This window comes from Kitasatospora sp. A2-31, assembly GCF_022288725.1.
Lineage (GTDB): Bacteria > Actinomycetota > Actinomycetes > Streptomycetales > Streptomycetaceae > Kitasatospora.
Window position 1 is genome coordinate 143,878 of record NZ_JAKNTA010000007.1, and the last position, 16,076, is coordinate 159,953.

At 73.1% G+C, this 16,076-nt stretch carries 12 protein-coding genes; 3 read left to right on the plus strand and 9 right to left on the minus strand.

Annotated features, from left to right (window positions below):
* Positions 1 to 174 precede the first annotated feature (174 nt).
* The 3 genes from MCM47_RS20900 to MCM47_RS20910 all read left to right on the plus strand — a co-directional run bounded on the left by MCM47_RS20900 (position 175) and on the right by MCM47_RS20910 (position 3,860).
* Positions 175 to 885: a helix-turn-helix transcriptional regulator gene (locus MCM47_RS20900; RefSeq protein ID WP_238863180.1), complete on the plus strand. Its 711-nt coding sequence runs from the start codon at positions 175 to 177 to the stop codon at positions 883 to 885.
* A 157-nt stretch (positions 886 to 1,042) separates the two neighbouring features.
* Positions 1,043 to 2,158, plus strand: coding sequence for a S9 family peptidase (locus MCM47_RS20905; protein ID WP_238863181.1), 1,116 nt, complete (start codon positions 1,043 to 1,045; stop codon positions 2,156 to 2,158).
* A 376-nt stretch (positions 2,159 to 2,534) separates the two neighbouring features.
* On the plus strand, positions 2,535 to 3,860 hold the full coding sequence (locus MCM47_RS20910) for a hypothetical protein (RefSeq protein WP_238863182.1): 1,326 nt from the start codon (positions 2,535 to 2,537) through the stop codon (positions 3,858 to 3,860).
* 129 nt (positions 3,861 to 3,989) lie between these two features.
* Here MCM47_RS20910 and MCM47_RS20915 read toward each other — a convergent pair whose 3' ends face one another.
* From MCM47_RS20915 to MCM47_RS20955, 9 genes are all read right to left on the minus strand, one after another.
* Positions 3,990 to 4,868 carry a phosphatidylcholine/phosphatidylserine synthase gene (locus MCM47_RS20915; RefSeq protein WP_374209180.1) on the minus strand — a complete coding sequence of 293 codons (879 nt, stop codon included), beginning with the start codon at positions 4,866 to 4,868 and terminating at the stop codon, positions 3,990 to 3,992.
* Entirely contained in the window at positions 4,855 to 5,547 is a 693-nt protein-coding gene (locus MCM47_RS20920; RefSeq protein ID WP_049655656.1) for a phosphatidylserine decarboxylase, read from the minus strand. Before MCM47_RS20920 ends, MCM47_RS20915 begins: the two co-directional genes overlap by 14 nt.
* A 502-nt stretch (positions 5,548 to 6,049) precedes the next feature.
* Positions 6,050 to 7,252 (minus strand): acyl-CoA dehydrogenase family protein, encoded by a 1,203-nt coding sequence (locus MCM47_RS20925; RefSeq protein WP_238863183.1) that lies wholly within the window; start codon positions 7,250 to 7,252, stop codon positions 6,050 to 6,052.
* A gap of 161 nt (positions 7,253 to 7,413) precedes the next feature.
* A complete protein-coding gene (locus MCM47_RS20930; RefSeq protein WP_238863184.1) occupies positions 7,414 to 7,917 on the minus strand; it encodes a MaoC family dehydratase in 504 nt (167 codons plus the stop codon).
* Between the two features lie 179 nt (positions 7,918 to 8,096).
* On the minus strand, positions 8,097 to 9,059 hold the full coding sequence (locus MCM47_RS20935) for a CoA ester lyase (RefSeq protein WP_238863185.1): 963 nt from the start codon (positions 9,057 to 9,059) through the stop codon (positions 8,097 to 8,099).
* 25 nt (positions 9,060 to 9,084) lie between these two features.
* Positions 9,085 to 11,127, minus strand: a complete 2,043-nt coding sequence (locus MCM47_RS20940) for a protein meaA (RefSeq protein ID WP_238863186.1) — start codon at positions 11,125 to 11,127, stop codon at positions 9,085 to 9,087.
* Positions 11,127 to 12,497: a crotonyl-CoA carboxylase/reductase gene (gene ccrA / locus MCM47_RS20945; protein ID WP_238863187.1), complete on the minus strand. Its 1,371-nt coding sequence runs from the start codon at positions 12,495 to 12,497 to the stop codon at positions 11,127 to 11,129. Before ccrA ends, MCM47_RS20940 begins: the two co-directional genes overlap by 1 nt.
* Positions 12,498 to 12,856: 359 nt before the next feature.
* Complete coding sequence (locus tag MCM47_RS20950) at positions 12,857 to 13,768, minus strand: TetR family transcriptional regulator (protein WP_238863429.1); 912 nt, start codon at positions 13,766 to 13,768, stop codon at positions 12,857 to 12,859.
* A gap of 197 nt (positions 13,769 to 13,965) precedes the next feature.
* A complete protein-coding gene (locus MCM47_RS20955; protein ID WP_238863188.1) occupies positions 13,966 to 15,741 on the minus strand; it encodes a 3-hydroxyacyl-CoA dehydrogenase family protein in 1,776 nt (591 codons plus the stop codon).
* Between the last annotated feature and the right edge of the window lie 335 nt (positions 15,742 to 16,076).

Below are 16,076 nucleotides of genomic sequence, written 5' to 3' on the forward strand. Positions count from 1 at the left end.
CGCGCCGCCGCGCCCCCGTCTTCACCGTTCCCGACCACGTCGCTATCTCCGATCATCACTGCCGCAGGGGCATGACAGGCTGTGGGATCGTCCACCCGCCTGGAGGTGCCTCCAGGCCCGCTTCGTGCGTTCGGCGGCTGGGGCGCCGACGGACCGGACCCCTACGGTCGGCGCATGCGACGCAGAGAGCCACCCGCCCTGCCGCCGGTGCCCTTCTCCCCGGCGGCCGCCCGCGCGCACCGCGCCGGCCTCGGCCTGACCCCCGAACAGGTCGCCGCGGGAACGGCCGCGCACGGGGTCCGGCTGCTGCCCGCCCACGTGCTCGGCTGGGAGAGCGGCGAGCTGCGTCCGACCGAGGAGGAGTTCATCGCCCTGGCCCGGGCGCTCTGGTGCCCGCCCGCCCAGCTGATGGGAGCCCACCCGGCGAGGCTGCGGGACTTCCGGGTGGCCCGGGAGCTCGACCAGGAGGCCGTGGCCCGCCGGATCGGCGTCCCGCTGCGCCGGTACCAGCAGGCCGAGGCGGCCGACCGCTGGGACGGCGACGAGGCGCAGACCCGCGCGCTCGCCCGGGTGCTCGGACTGCGGCTGCGCGAGCTGGTCGCGGTGACGGGCCGTCGGGAGGAGCTGGACCGGCGGCTGAAGCAGTGCGTGGACGGCCGCTGGCAGGCGCACGTCCGTGCGATCGGCCGGATCGTGCCGGTGCCCGAGGAGGACCTCGCCGCCGTGCTGACGGTGCTGCAGAGCGAGTACCAGGTCTCCTCGCACTGGGGCGCCGGCAGCTGGGGCTCGCCGGCCCCGGCGGCCGCGGCCGGCGGCACCCGGGACCAGCCGGTCGGCGAGCGGTTCTGGGAGCTGCTCGGGCGGCGGACCGGCATCCCGGTCTGACCGCCGGGCTCCGACCGGTCGGCCGCCCCCGGGCGCCGGGCCCGACCGCCGCGCCGGCGTGACCCGGACGGCCGCGTCCGGTGGCCGGCCGCCGCCCCCGCGAGTGGACTGGTGCGCACAGAGTGCCCAGTCCGCGACCGACAGAGCGGGGAGCGATATGCGTTGGGGAACCGCGGCCGTCGTGGCGGCCGCCGTCGTCGGAACCGGGGTCGCCGTGCTCGTGATCGGCCGCCGGGCGTCGGAGCGGATGGTCCGTCCGACCGCCGCCCGCGAGGTGCCCGCCGGTCCCGTCCTGGTGCAGGCCCTCGGGGCCGGCCGGATCACCTTCACCCCGGGCCCCGAGAGCGCCCGGCCCGGCCGCTGGGGCGTCGAGTGGGCCGGGGGCGGGCACGCGGTCGTCGACGAGATCCTGCACCGGGACGACCGGGGCGTCACCCGCCGCCTGGTCCGTGCCGACCGGGGCACGTTGACCGCCGGCACCGAGGTCCGCTTCACCCCCCGCGTCCACCTGGGTGATCCGGTCGGGGCGCTCGGCCTGGCCTACGGCGAGACCGCCGCCGAGGGCGAGCTGGGCTCCCTCCCGGCCTGGTACCTGGACGGCAAGCGCGGCACCTGGGTCATCCTGGTGCACAGCCCGGAGGCGGACCGGCAGCAAGTCCTCCCGGTGCTGCCGGTCCTCGACCGGCTCGCCGTGCCGGCCCTCGTCGTGACCTACCGCGGCGACGAGGGCGCGCCCGCCTCCCCGGACGGCCTCGGCCACTTCGGCGAGACCGAGTGGCGGGACGTCGAGGCGGCCGTCCGGCTCGCGCTGGACAACGGCGCCGCCCGGATCGTCCTCTACGGCTGGTCGGTCGGGGCCACCATCGCCCTGCAGGTGGCCGCCCGGTCCGCCTGGGCCTCCTCGATCGCCGGCCTGGTGCTGGACTCGCCGGTGCTCGACCTGCCCGCCTCCGCCCGCCGGGGCGCCGCCCGGGCCGGCTTCCGCGGCGCCGCCGCCGACCTCGGCGCGCTGGCCGCCGAGGGCCGCACCGGCGTGGACCTGGCCGGCTTCGCCCGGATCGCGGACGGCACCGACCTGCGGGCGCCGACCCTCGTCCTGCAGAGCCCGGACGACCGGATCGCCCCCTGGAAGGCCGCGGCCCGCCTGGCGGCCCTGCGCCCCGACGTGGTCAGCCTCCAGGCGGTCCCGGACGGCGAGCACGCCGCACTCTGGAACGCCGACCCGGACGCCTACGAGGAGCTGCTGCGCCGCTGGCTCACGCCGCTGCTCTGACGCCGCGGGAGGGCCGTCCGCCCCCTTCCACCTCCCCGGTCACACCCGGGAGGCCGGGCTGGCGTGGCCACGTCACACACTTTCGGCCAGGCGGTTTGGGGCCTGTTGCCCGATCTTGTGGACCCGCTGCCGCCGCCCGCCGGTACCCGAGGCCAACCGGATGTGACAGATGGCCGGTACAAGGGGAAGACTGCTCGACGTGACGTCTCGGAACCCGCGCGACCGTGATGCCCCGCTCCCGCCGACGATCGGTTCCGGTGCGACGGTGACCCGTCTGCCCGGCACGGCCCACCGCCCCGCCGGCGCCAGGCCGGGCGGCCCCGGCGTACCCCGCAGGCGAGGGCCCGCACCCGCACCGGGCCGAGGCCGCCTCCCCGTGCCCGAAGGCTTCCCCGCCCCCGCCGAGCTCGCCCCGCTGGCCCGCCGGATGCTGGTCGACGCCGTCCGCATCGCCCGCTGGGCGGGCGAGCTCTCCGAGGTCGACAAGCGCGGCGAGCTGCTCCCGGACGACGCCCGCGCCGCCGGCCGCGCCCTGGCCATGACGGTCGGCGCCGCCGCCAAGGCCTGGGGCCAGGCGCTCCTGGTCGGTCTGGTGGAGGCCCGGGACGGCGGCGCCGCTCCCGGCTGGCGCCTGCACGCCTGGGAGCACGACGACGAGGCCGTGGTCCGCGGCTGGTCGGCGCTGTTCGACGCCTGGACGCTGCTCGCCCCGGTGCCGCCGGCCGCCCTGCGCGGGGTCTTCGCGGTGCTCGCCGGGCAGGCCGTCGACCAGGCGCCGCAGCTGCTCTCCTTCCTGCACCTGGTGGCCGGTCCGGTGGCCGACAGCGAGCTGCTGGAGCTGTTGCGCCGCGGCCTGGACGAGCGCCGGGTGGCCGGCGGCACCGCCGCGCTGTCGCTGTCGCCCGTCCCGCACGCCGCCTCCGCGGTCTCGGCGGTCCGCGGCACGTGCCGCGAGCCGCAGATCGACACCCCGGCCGCGCCCGGCGACGTCGCCGCCGTCCTGGACTGGATGCTGGACGGCCTGGCCGCCGTCGGCGCAGTGGTCCGCAAGGACGACGCCGCCGAGCTCTCCCCGCTCGGGCACTGGGCGGTGCGGGCCAAGCTGGAGGAGATCTGCACGGTCGCCCAGACCGCCGCCGGGCACATCGAGCAGAGCGCCCTCGAACTCCTGCACGCCTGCGCCGACTACTCGCCCGGCCCGGCCCGCGCCGAGTTCCGCGCCTGGGTCGCCGCCCGCCCGGCCGACCGGGCGGTGGCCGAGCTGCTGGACGCCGCGCAGGGCGACGACGCGCTCGTCCGCGGCCTCGCCTTCGAGGCGCTGCGGGTGGCCGGTCCGACCGCCGAGCAGGCCGTCCGGGCCGCCGTGGACGAGCCGGTGCTGCGCCCGTACGCGCTGCTCTGGCTGGCCGAGCAGTCGGACGAGGGCGTCTCCCCGGCCGACGTGCTGGGCGCGGAGGACGCCGCCTGGCTCTGGGTGGACACCGCCGCGGCCGTGCTGGACCACGGCGAGACCGAACTGCTGGTGGGCCACGTCGAGGGCGCCTCGGCCGGCGACCCGGTGCGGCTCTTCGCCCGGGCCCGGCAGTCCGGGCACCCCCGGGCCGCCTCGGTGCTGACCGCCGTCTCCGGCGTCCACCCCGACCCGGGCGTGGCGCGCGCGGCCCGCCGCTCGGCGTTCAGCGTCCACCGCGGCGGCGCCTGAGCCACCCGGAGGCGCCGGACCGCTCCCCGCGGCACGGCGGGGGCCGCGGGGGGGCCACGGGCCGCCCCAGGGCATGCGAGAGGGCCCGGATCCGTCGGATCCGGGCCCTCTCGTCGTACCGTGGCCGGCTCAGCCGATCCGGGACTCCGCGCGGCGTGCCCGCACGTCCCCGACCTTCTGGCCCACCTTGCGCCGGATGACCAGCAGCGGGGCCATCGCGGCCAGCGTGATCTGCGCGTAGGCGCCGATGTGCAGCAGGTTGTCACCGCCGGGAGCGCCGGTCGCCCAGGCCGCCAGGCAGCCGATGGAGAGCACGATCCAGCAGAGCGTCGCGGTGGCCAGCAGCCCCTGCGGCTTCGGGTACTCGATCCGGCTCACCATCAGGTACGCGGCGCCGAAGATGGCGAGCAGACCGGGCAGGAACGGCGGATCGAGCAGCACGATGGCGATCACCGTCATCGCGCCCATCGGGCAGGGCATGCCCTGGAACACCCCGGGCCGCATCTTCACGGCGGAGAAGCGGGCGAGCCGCAGGACCACCGCGAGCAGCACCGTCAGCGCGATCAGCGCCGAGAGCCGACTGTTGGATCCCGGCGAGACCATGCCCCAGACCGCGACGAAGTAGGCCGGCGCGATGCCGAAGCTGATCAGGTCGGCGAGGTTGTCGAGCTCGGCCCCGAGGGCGGAGGAGCGCAGCTTGCGCGCCACCAGCCCGTCGAAGAGGTCGCACATCGAGCCGATCAGCAGCAGCGTCACCGCGGTGGCGGCGCTGTGCTTGTCCGGAGCGGCGTCCGGGTTGGTGATGTGCGGGACCAGGACCCCGGTGGTGATCGAGTAGATCGCCAGGAAGCCGCAGACGGCGTTCCCCAGGGTCAGGAAGTCGGCGGTGGACAGGTGCTGCGGCGAGCGCGGCGCGCGCAGCTCGCGGTCGCGGGCCCAGCGGCGGCGGCGCAGGGCCGTCTCCTCGTCGTCCAGGCCGACGATCGTCTCAGGATCAGTCACGGTCAAGGCGTGTCACCCCGGCTGTGGTCTTCTGGCCGACCTCGACGCCGACCTCGACGCCGGCCGGCAGGTAGGTGTCGACCCGGGAGCCGAACCGGATCAGGCCGATCCGGTCGCCCTGCTCGACCTTGGTTCCGGCGTCCACGTACGGCACGATCCGGCGGGCCACGGCCCCCGCGATCTGGACCATCTCGATGTCGCCGAGCTCGGTGTCGAAGTGCCAGACGACCCGCTCGTTCTGGTCGCTGTCCTTGTTGAACGCGGGCACGAAGCCGCCCGCGACGTGCTCGACGGACGTCACGGTGCCGGGCAGCGGCGCGCGGTTGACGTGCACGTTGAGCGGGCTCATGAAGATCGCCACCCGGGTGCGGCCGTCCGGCCAGGCGTCGATGCTCTGCACCACGCCGTCGGCGGGGGAGATCACCCGGCCCGTGCCGATCTCACGCTCGGGGTCGCGGAAGAACCACAGCATGCCCGCGCCGAGGGCGCAGGCCGGAACCGCCGCCAGGGCCCACTTGCCGCTGCGCCGGGTGAGGGCGGTGGTCACGGCGGCCGTGGCGAGGGTGGGGACGAACCAGGGGGTGGCTCCGCGCGCGATGGTCACGCGGGGTCGCCGACCGGCCGTCGGGGCGGCGAGGGCATCGCGGTCCGTGACGGAGGTGTGAGGGGACGGGCTGATGGGCATCGAAGACCTTAGTCGCGGGGGATCATGGCCGCTGGACGGGGGCCACCGCGGGGATCGGGTACGAGAGGGACGGCTGCTGTCCCGGTGGATGCTATCGGGAGCACACGGTGGGTGGGCAACCCGCCTGCTCGTTCATGTGTCCTGCGCGAGGCACCGTTGCGCCTCCTTGGTATACGACCGTAGCTCGCCCCGGTCCGGTTCCCAAGGCTCCGGACACGGCTGGTGACACTTGTCTCAACGGGCGCGCCGATCGGACCCGTCGGCGCGCCGCCGGCGGGTCGGATCCGGCCCGTGGGTGCGCCGAAGCGGCCGCAAGGCGTGTGACAGCAGCTGTACGCCCTGCGGCCGCTTCGGGAGCCGTGCCGGACCCCAGGCGGACCAGGCCGGGGCCCAGGTGGCACGGCCGGGTGCCGGGACGGGCCCGCACGCCCGTCGACCGGCCGTCACGGGCCGTCGGTCCGCCGGTGCCGCGCGTCGCCGCGCAGCCGGCGGACCCCCTGGATCACTCCGCGATGCGGTACTCCTCCAGCAGCCGGCGTCCGACGATCATCTTCTGGATCTCCGCAGTACCTTCACCGATCAGCAGCATCGGGGCCTCGCGGTAGAGGCGCTCGATCTCGTACTCCTTGGAGAAGCCGTAGCCGCCGTGGATGCGGAAGGCGTCCTCGACGACCTCCTTGCAGTACTCGGAGGCGAGGTACTTCGCCATGCCGGCCTCGAGGTCGTTGCGCTCGCCGCTGTCCTTCTTGCGGGCGGCCATCACCATCATCTGGTGGGCGGCCTCGACCTTGGTGGCCATCTCGGCGAGCTTGAACTGGATCGCCTGGTGCTCGGCGATCTTCTTGCCGAAGGTGGAGCGCTGCTGGGCGTAGGAGATGCCCAGCTCGAAGGCGCGGCGGGCGACGCCGCAGCCGCGGGCGGCGACGTTGACGCGGCCGACCTCGACGCCGTCCATCATCTGGTAGAAGCCCTTGCCCGGGACGCCGCCGAGGATGCGGTCGGCCGGGATGCGGACGTCCTGCAGCACCAGCTCGGTGGTGTCGACGCCCTTGTAGCCCATCTTCTCGATCTTGCCGGGGACGGTCAGGCCGGGAACCTTCGGGTTCGGGCCGAAACCGGCCTCCTTCTCGATCAGGAAGGTGGTCATGTTCCTGTACGGGGTGTTGCCGCCCTCGTCGGTCTTGCAGAGCACCGCGACCAGCGTCGAGGTGCCGCCGTTGGTGAGCCACATCTTCTGGCCGTTGAGGACGTAGAAGTCGCCGTCCTTGACGCCCTTGGTGCTGATCGCCGCGACGTCGGAGCCGAGGCCGGGCTCGGACATCGAGAAGGCGCCGCGGATCTCGCCGGCGGCCATCCTCGGCAGGAAGTACTCCTTCTGCTCCTGGGTGCCGTGGGCGTTGATCATGTGCGCCACGATGAAGTGCGTGTTGACGATGCCGGAGACCGACATCCAGCCGCGGGCGATCTCCTCCACCACCAGGGCGTAGGTGAGCAGCGACTCGCCCAGGCCGCCGTACTCCTCGGGGATGGTCAGGCCGAACAGGCCGAGCTGCTTCATCCCCTCGACGATGGCGGTCGGGTACTCGTCCTTGTGCTCCAGCTCGGTCGCGACCGGGATGATCTCCTTGTCGACGAAATCCCGCACGGTGGCGAGGATGTCCCGCTGGATCTCGGTGAGGCCGTCGGTCTGTGCGAGGCGTCCCATCGTGCGGCTCCTGTGGCGAAGGGGAATGAGGGTGGGGGAGGAGAGGAGAGCGGGGGGGGGGAATGCCGGGGGCCCTGCCGGCGTGGCTGCGGCAGCAGGGCCCCCGTACCGGGTGGGGGATCGGCCGATGACGGCGGCCTACCCCTCCGGGGTCGGTGGGGTCAGGACAGCGGGGTCGGGCGGCCCGGCTGCTCGCCGCCGCGCGCCTTGATGTAGGTCTCGGTCGGCACCATCACCTTGCGGCGGAAGATGCAGACGACCGTGCCGTCCTGCTTGTACCCCTTGGTCTCGACGTGGACGATGCCGCGGTCGTCCTTGGACTTGGACGGCCACTTGTCGAGCACGGTGGTCTCGCCGTAGATGGTGTCGCCGTGGAAGGTCGGCGCGACGTGCCGCAGCGACTCGATCTCCAGGTTGGCGATCGCCTTGCCCGAGACGTCCGGGACGGACATGCCGAGCAGCAGCGAGTAGACGTAGTTGCCGACGACGACGTTCTTGCCGAAGTCCGTCGTCGTCTCCGCATAGTTGGTGTCCATGTGGAGCGGGTGGTGGTTCATGGTGAGCAGGCAGAAGAGGTGGTCGTCGTACTCGGTGACCGTCTTGCCGGGCCAGTGCTTGTAGACCGCGCCGACCTCGAACTCTTCGTAGGTGCGTCCGAACTGCATGATCTTCCTTAGATGTGATGCGAGCGAGCCGAAGGGCGCGCCGGTGCCGAAAGCGACGAGCGACAAGCGAGCGGTGGGCCCCTCCTGCCCGTAGGCGGGCGAGGAGGGAGAGTGCCGGAGCGAGGAACGTCGGCACCGGGTCAGGAGCGCCCGGAGGCGAGCCGAGCCCGGAGAGCAGCTCAGGCCTGCGGGGGCTCGAACTTGGAGGTGCGCTCCATGCCGGCGGCGCGGCCCTTGCCGGCGATGACCAGGGCCATCTTGCGGCTGGCCTCGTCGATCATCTCGTCGCCGAGCATCGCCGAGCCCTTGAAGCCGCCGGCCTCGGAGGTGCACCAGTCGTAGGCGTCGAGGATCAGCTCGGCGTGGTCGTAGTCCTCCTGCGCGGGCGAGAAGAGCTCGTTCGCGGCGGCGACCTGGTCCGGGTGGAGCACCCACTTGCCGTCGAAGCCGAGGGCGGCGGAGCGGCCGGCCACCTCGCGGTAGCCCTCCTGGTTGCGGATCTGCAGGTAGGGGCCGTCGATCGCCTGCAGGTCGTTGGCGCGGGCGGCCATCAGGATGCGCATCAGGATGTAGTGGTAGGCGTCGGCCGGGTAACCAGGCGGCTGCTCGCCGACCACCAGCGACTTCATGTTGATCGAGGCCATGAAGTCGGCCGGGCCGAAGATGATGGTCTCCAGCCGGGGCGAGGCCGTCGCGATGGCGTCGACGTTGATCAGGCCCTTGGCGTTCTCGATCTGCGCCTCGATGCCGATCCGGCCGACCTCGAAGCCCATGGTCTTCTCGATCTGGGTGAGCAGCAGGTCCAGCGCCTTCACCTGCTCGGCGTCCTGGACCTTCGGCAGCATGATGCAGTCGAGGTTCGGGCCGGCGCCCTCGACGACGGTGATCACGTCGCGGTAGGTCCAGTGGGTGGTCCAGTCGTTGACCCGGACGACCTTGGTCTTCTTGCCCCAGTCGCCGTTGTTCAGGGCGTCGACGATGTGGTGCCGGGCGCTCTCCTTGACCAGCGGGGCGCAGGCGTCCTCCAGGTCGAGGAAGACCTGGTCGGCCGGGAGGCCCTGGGCCTTCTCCAGGAAGCGCGGGTTGGAGCCCGGTACGGCGAGGCAGGAGCGGCGGGGCCGCAGGCGGTTGACGGAGGTCATGAGGGTGGTTCGGTCCTTCCAGTGGTCAGCTGGTGGTCGCGGGTGCGGGCGACCAGGGCTGGAGCTTGTTGGCGAGCCGGATCTCGTCCACGATCCGGCCGATGATGGTCGTGATGCCGAAGTCCTTCGGGGTGAACACGGCGGCGACGCCGGCGGCCCTGAGGGCCTCGCCGTCCGCTGCCGGGATGATGCCACCCACGATCACCGGGACATCCTCCACCCCGGCCCGCCGCAGCCGCTGCAGAACGTCGGGAACGAGTTCGCAGTGGGCTCCGGAGAGGATCGACAGACCCACGCAGTGCACGTCCTCCGCGACGGCGGCGGAGACGATCTGCTCGGGGGTGAGCCGGATGCCCTGGTAGACCACCTCGAACCCGGCGTCACGGGCCCGGACCGCGATCTGCTCGGCGCCGTTGGAGTGCCCGTCCAGGCCGGGCTTGCCGACCAGCAGGCGCAGCTTGCCGGTGCCCAGCTCCTCGGCGGTGGCCGCGACCGCGGCGCGGACCGCGGCCAGTTCGCCGCCCGGCTCGGCCGCGACCGCGACCGGGGCGCCGCCGACGCCGGTGGGCGCGCGGTACTCGCCGAAGACCTCGCGCAGGGCGAAGGCCCACTCGCCGGTGGTGACCCCGGCACGGGCGCAGGCGAGCGTCGCGGCCATCAGGTTGGCGTCCGTGGCGGCGACCTCCTTGAGCTCGGCCAGCGCCCGCTGTGCGGCTGCCTCGTCGCGCTGCTCGCGCCAGGCCTCCAGCGCCCTCAGCACGGACTGCTCGGAGGCCGGGTCGACCACCATGATCGCGGTGTCGAGGTCGGCCGTGAGCGGGCTCTCCTCGGTGGTGTCGAAGCAGTTGACGCCGACGATCTTGTCCTCGCCGGACTCGATCCGGGCCCGGCGGGCGGCGTGCGAGGCGACCAGGTTGGCCTTGAGGTAGCCGGACTCGACGGCCGGGATGATGCCCCGGTTGCCCGCCTTGGCGCCCATCTCCAGCACCTTGGCGATCTCGGCCTCGGCGCCGGCCAGCAGCTCGGCGGTCTTGGCCTCGATCACCTCGGAGCCGTTGAAGATGTCGCCGTACTCCAGCAGGTCCGACTCGTAGGCGAGCACCTGCTGGATCCGCAGCGACCACTGCTGGTCCCACGGGCGGGGCAGGCCGAGCGCCTCGTTCCAGGCCGGCAGCTGGACGGCCCGGGCGCGGGCGTCCTTGGAGAGGGTGACGGCGAGCATCTCCAGCACGATCCGCTGGACGTTGTTCTCCGGCTGCGCCTCGGTCAGGCCCAGCGAGTTGACCTGGACGCCGTAGCGGAACCGGCGCTGCTTCGGGTCCTCGATGCCGTACCGCTCCAGCGTGACCTTCTCCCAGAGCCGGGCGAAGGCGCGCATCTTGCACATCTCCTCGACGAACCGCACGCCGGCGTTGACGAAGAAGGAGATGCGGGCGACCACCTCGCCCATCCGCTCGGCCGGCACCTGGCCGGAGTCGCGCACCGCGTCGAGCACCGAGATCGCGGTGCACATCGCGTAGGCGATCTCCTGGACCGGGGTGGCCCCGGCCTCCTGGAGGTGGTAGCTGCAGATGTTGATCGGGTTCCACTTGGGGATGTTGCCGACCGTGTAGGCGATCATGTCGGTGATCAGGCGCACCGACGGCCCGGGCGGGAAGACGTGCGTCCCGCGCGAGAGGTACTCCTTGACGATGTCGTTCTGGGTGGTGCCGGTGAGCTTGGCGATGTCGGCGCCCTGCTCCTCGGCCACCACCTGGTAGAGCGCCAGCAGCCACATGGCGGTGGCGTTGATCGTCATCGAGGTGTTGGTCTGTTCGAGCGGGATGCCGTCGAACAGCGCGCGCATGTCGCCGACGTGACCCACCGGCACGCCGACCCGGCCGACCTCGCCGCGGGCGAGGATGTGGTCGGAGTCGTAGCCGGTCTGGGTCGGCAAGTCGAAGGCGACGGAGAGACCGGTCTGGCCCTTGGCGAGGTTCCGCCGGTAGAGGGCGTTGGAGTCCTTCGCCGTGGAGTGCCCGGCGTAGGTGCGCATCAGCCAGGGGCGGTCACGCTTCTGCTCGCCCATCACACGTTCCGGCCGGGCTCGGCGTTGCGCTCGTCGAGCGCGCGGAAGAGGTTGATGCCGTCGATGTGCTTGGCGCGGAGCTCCTCGTCGCGCACGCCCAGGCCCTCCTGCGGCGCCAGGCAGAGCACGCCGACCTTGCCCTGGTGCTTGTTGTGGTGCACGTCGAGGGCGGCCTGGCCGGTCTCCTCCAGGGAGTAGACCTTCGACAGGGTCGGGTGGATCTTGCCCTTGGCGACCAGGCGGTTGGCCTCGAACGCCTCGCGGTAGTTGGCGAAGTGCGAGCCGACGATGCGCTTGAGCGACATCCACAGGTAGCGGTTGTCGTACTGGTGCATGTAGCCGGAGGTGGAGGCGCAGGTGACGATCGTGCCGCCCTTGCGGGTGACGTACACGGAGGCGCCGAAGGTCTCGCGGCCCGGGTGCTCGAAGACGATGTCGACGTCCTCGCCACCGGTGAACTCGCGGATCTTCGAGCCCAGGCGCTTCCACTCGCGCGGGTCCTGGGTGTGCTCGTCCTTCCAGAACCTGTAGCCCTCGGCGGAGCGGTCGATGATCGCCTCGGCGCCCATGGCCCGGCAGATCTCGGCCTTGGCCTCGTTGGAGACCACGCAGATCGGGGTGGCGCCGCCGGCCAGCGCGTACTGGGTGGCGTACGAGCCGAGGCCGCCGCTGGCGCCCCAGATCAGCACGTTGTCGCCCTGCTTCATGCCCGCGCCGTTCTGCGAGACCAGCTGGCGGTAGGCGGTGGAGTTGACCAGACCGGGGGAGGCGGCCTCCTCCCAGGTGAGGTGCTTCGGCTTGGGCAGCAGCTGGTTGGTCTTCACCAGCGCGAGCTGGGCCAGGCCGCCGAAGTTGGTCTCGAAGCCCCAGATGCGCTGCTCCGGGTCCATCATCGTGTCGTTGTGGCCGTCCGGGGACTCCAGCTCGACGGAGAGGCAGTGCGCGACGACCTCGTCACCCGGCTTCCAGGCGTTGACGCCGGCGCCGGTGCGCAGCACGACGCCCGCGAGGTCCGAACCGAGGATGTGGTACGGCAGGTCGTGGCGCTTGGTCAGCGGGGACAGCCGGCCGTAGCGCTCCAGGAAGCCGAAGGTGGAGACCGGCTCGAAGATCGAGCTCCACACCGTGTTGTAGTTGACGGAGCTCGCCATGACGGCGACCAGGGCCTCGCCGGGCCCCAGCTCGGGCAGGGGCACCTCGTCGAGGTGAAGGGACTTGCGCGGGTCCTTGTCGCGGCTGGCGAGGCCGGCGAACATCTGCTCCTCGTCCTTGTGGAGCGTGACCGCCCGGTAGGACTCGGGGAGCTTGACGGCTGCGTAGTCCTCCGACGTGGCGTCGTTGCTGAGGATCGCGTCGAGGATTTCCTGCATGGCTGCCTCCGAAGGCGTACCTGTGTGAGGGGCACAGGGCGTCTGGGGGAGCCGGGAGCGGACACCGGCTTCGCTGAGATGGGTGGTGGACGGGTGGCTGGTGGGCCAGGTGTGACGAGCACGGCTCCCGGGGTGTGGGAGCGCCGGACGGCGGCGCGCCGAGGTGGGGAGCCGCGGCGCCGCTGACTGGTGGGTAACAACGTAGTGGCACCCTGTGCCACTCGTAAAGACACCGGGTGTCATCAATTCCGGGGAAGGGGGGCCCGCTCGCCAGGGCCGTCGCCGGGCGCGCGAAGGGCCCGTGCCGGTACTCCGACACGGGCCCTCGAAACTGCTCCGACCTGCGAAAACGCCGGCGGTCAGGCCTGCTTGGCGCCGCTCAGGGCGGCCCTGATGCTCTCCACTACGACGTCCAGTGGAGCATCGGTGCGGGCCACTGTGATGAGGACCTCACCTCCGGGGCTGGCACTCAGTGCGCTGGCAGCGCCTTCCTCCCACCCCGTCACACTGGCACCGGGTGCCACCAGGGACCCGCGCCGGCGGGCACCCGGCTCGGCGGAGGCCCAGAAGGTCCGCCGGATCACCTCGAAGGAGTGGTCCAGCTGCGCCTCCACGTCGCCCCGGCCGCCGGCCCGCAGCCAGCGCCGCAGCACGTGGTTGTGGGCCGCGACGACCGCCGCCGCCGACACCTCGGCCAGCATCGAGTCGTCCTCGCCGCCGCGCTGCCAGCCCGGCGGGATCTCCTCGGCGGTGTCGAACCGCCCCAGCAGGTACCGGGTGAACAGCCGTTCGTACCGGGCGACCACGGCGATCTCCCGCTCGCGCAGCGCCGGCACCTGGCGGATCAGCTGGTACCGGGCGACCGAGACGGCAGGGGTGGAGGCGTACATCCGCAGCACCTCCTTGATGCCGCGGCAGACCACGTCGAGCGGGTGCTCCTCGGGCTCGGCGCTGGCCAGCAGGTCGGCCACCCGGACCAGGGTGTCGTCGTGGTCCGGGAAGATCGCCTCCTCCTTCGACCGGAAGTACCGGAAGAAGGTCCGCCGGGCCACCCCGGCGGCCGCGGCGATCTGGTCGACCGTGGTCTCCTCGTAGCCCTGCGAGGCGAACAGCTCCATCGCGGCGGTGGCCAGGTCCTGGCGCATCTGCTGGCGCTGCGCGGCCGCCCGGCGGCTGCCCGGGCCCCCGTCCGCGGGGCCGGGCCCGGCCGACCGGTCGGCGCCGCGCGGTGCGGCGGAGTGCTGCGGGGTGGCTGACTGAACCCGATCCATGCCCGGAACGCTACACGTCCCCGGCGCCGGAGCCGCGGGCCTTCCCCGGCGCACCGGGGCGACCGGGCCGGTCACGGCCGGTCTCGGCCACCTGGAGGCCGCCGCCCCCGGGCCCCAGGCGGGCCGCGGCGGCCCGTACGGCACCGCGCCCGGGGCGGACCGGCCGCCCGGGGCGGGCGAGCCCGGCGAGGGCGCGGTCACCGGCGCGCGTGGTCGCGGAAGCCGCGGCCGGTCTTCCGGCCGAGGCAGCCGGCCGCCACCAGGTGCTCGAGCAGCGGTGCGGCCGCCAGGCCCGGCTCGCGGAACTCCTGGTGCAGGACCTGCTCGATGGTCAGCGAGACGTCCAGGCCGACCACGTCCAGCAGTTCGAACGGGCCCATCGGGTAGCCGCAGCCGAGCTTCATGGCGGTGTCGATGTCGTCCACCGTCGCGTAGTGCTCCTGCAGCATCCGCACCGCGTCGTTCAGGTAGGGGAACAGCAGCGCGTTGACGATGAACCCGGCCCGGTCGCCGCACTCCACCGGGTGCTTGCGCACCTTCGCGGTCAGCTCCAGCACGGTCGCGGTGACGTCCGGCGCGGTCAGCACGGTGGAGACCACCTCGACCAGCTTCATCGCCGGCGCCGGGTTGAAGAAGTGCATGCCGATCACGTCCTGCGGCCGCGAGGTCGCGGTGGCGCAGCTGATCACCGGCAGCGAGGAGGTGGTGGTGGCGAGCACCGCGCCCGGCTTGACGATCTTGTCCAGGGCGGCGAACAGCTCGCGCTTGACCGTCAGGTCCTCGGCGACCGCCTCGACCACCAGGTCGACGTCGGCCAGGTCGGCGTACTGCCCGGCCGGGGTGACCAGGGCCAGCGCCGCGTCCCGCTGCTCCTCGGTCAGCCGGCCCCGGCTCACCGAGCGGTCCAGCGACTTCGCCAGCTGGGCCTTGGCCTTCTCCGCCTTCTCCTGGCTGCGGGCGGCCAGCACCACCGGGTAGCCGGCCTTGGCGAACACCTCGACGATGCCGGTGGCCATGGTGCCCGAGCCGCAGACGCCGATCCGGTCCACCTGGCGGCCCGGCCCCTTCGGCCGGGCCGGCCCGCTGGCGGCGTCGACCATCCGGGACGAGCCGGGCGCCTCGTAGGTGTAGAAGCCGCGGCCGGTCTTGCGGCCGAGCAGGCCGGCGGCGACCAGCTGGCCGAGGATCGGCGCGGGAGCGTGCAGCCGGTCCTTGGACTGCTCGTACATCGCCTCCAGGACGGTCCGGGCGGTGTCGACGCCGATCAGGTCGAGCAGTGCGAGCGGGCCCATCGGCAGGCCGCAGCCCAGCCGCATCGCCGCGTCGATGTCCTCCCGGGTGGCGTAGCGCGACTCGTACATCGCGGCGGCCTGGTTCAGGTACGCGAAGAGCAGGCCGTTCACCACGAAACCGGCCCGGTCGCCGGCGGCCACCGGTTCCTTGCCGAGGTCCCGGGCGAACGCCGCGGCTTCCTCGGCCACCTGGGGGCCGGTCAGCACGGTGCGGACCACCTCGACCAGCTTCATGGTGTGCACCGGGTTGAAGAAGTGCAGGCCGAGCACCCGCTCCGGGCGGGCGGTGGCGGCGGCGATCCGGGTCACCGACAGCGCGGTGGTGCCGGTGGCCAGCACCGTCCCGGGCGGGCAGATCCGGTCGAGCTCGGCGAAGAGCTCGCGCTTCAGCTCCAGCTGCTCGGGGACCTCCTCGATCACCAGGTCCGCGTCGGCGGCGGCCTCCAGCGCGTGGCCGACCGAGATCCTGGCGAGCAGCTCGCCGCGCTCCTCGGCGGTGAGGCGCTCGCGGGCCACCGCGTGCGCGGTCGCCTCCTCGATCCGGGCCAGCGCCCGGGCGGCGGAGTCCTCGCCGGCCTCGATGCCGATCACCCGGCGGCCGCTCTTCGCGACCGCCACCGCGACACCGGCACCCATCGTGCCGAGGCCGACCACGGCGACCGTGGGGAAGGGACGCTCCATGTCCTGACTCCTTGTCAAAGGTGCCCGCGCGCGCCGTGGCGGACGCGCCGCCGCAGGAGGGTCCGCGCGCGGGGCTGGGGAGATGACGGGTGCGGCCACCGGCGCAGCCGCCGGTCCGCTCCGGCGTGCTGCGGGTGTGCCGTGGTACTCAGGCGCTCGAGGTGAAGGAAGCGGCTCTGATACGAGGAGAGAAGCCGGCCCGCCGCGATCCGCGGCACCGGCCGGTGGAAGACGCACGCCCGGCCCCGCGCGCTGCGCGCGGACCGGCGACCCCGCCGGTGCGGCTCCCGAAGCCCGGCGGTGTGCGTGCCGACACTGTAGCGAAGCTACTGGCC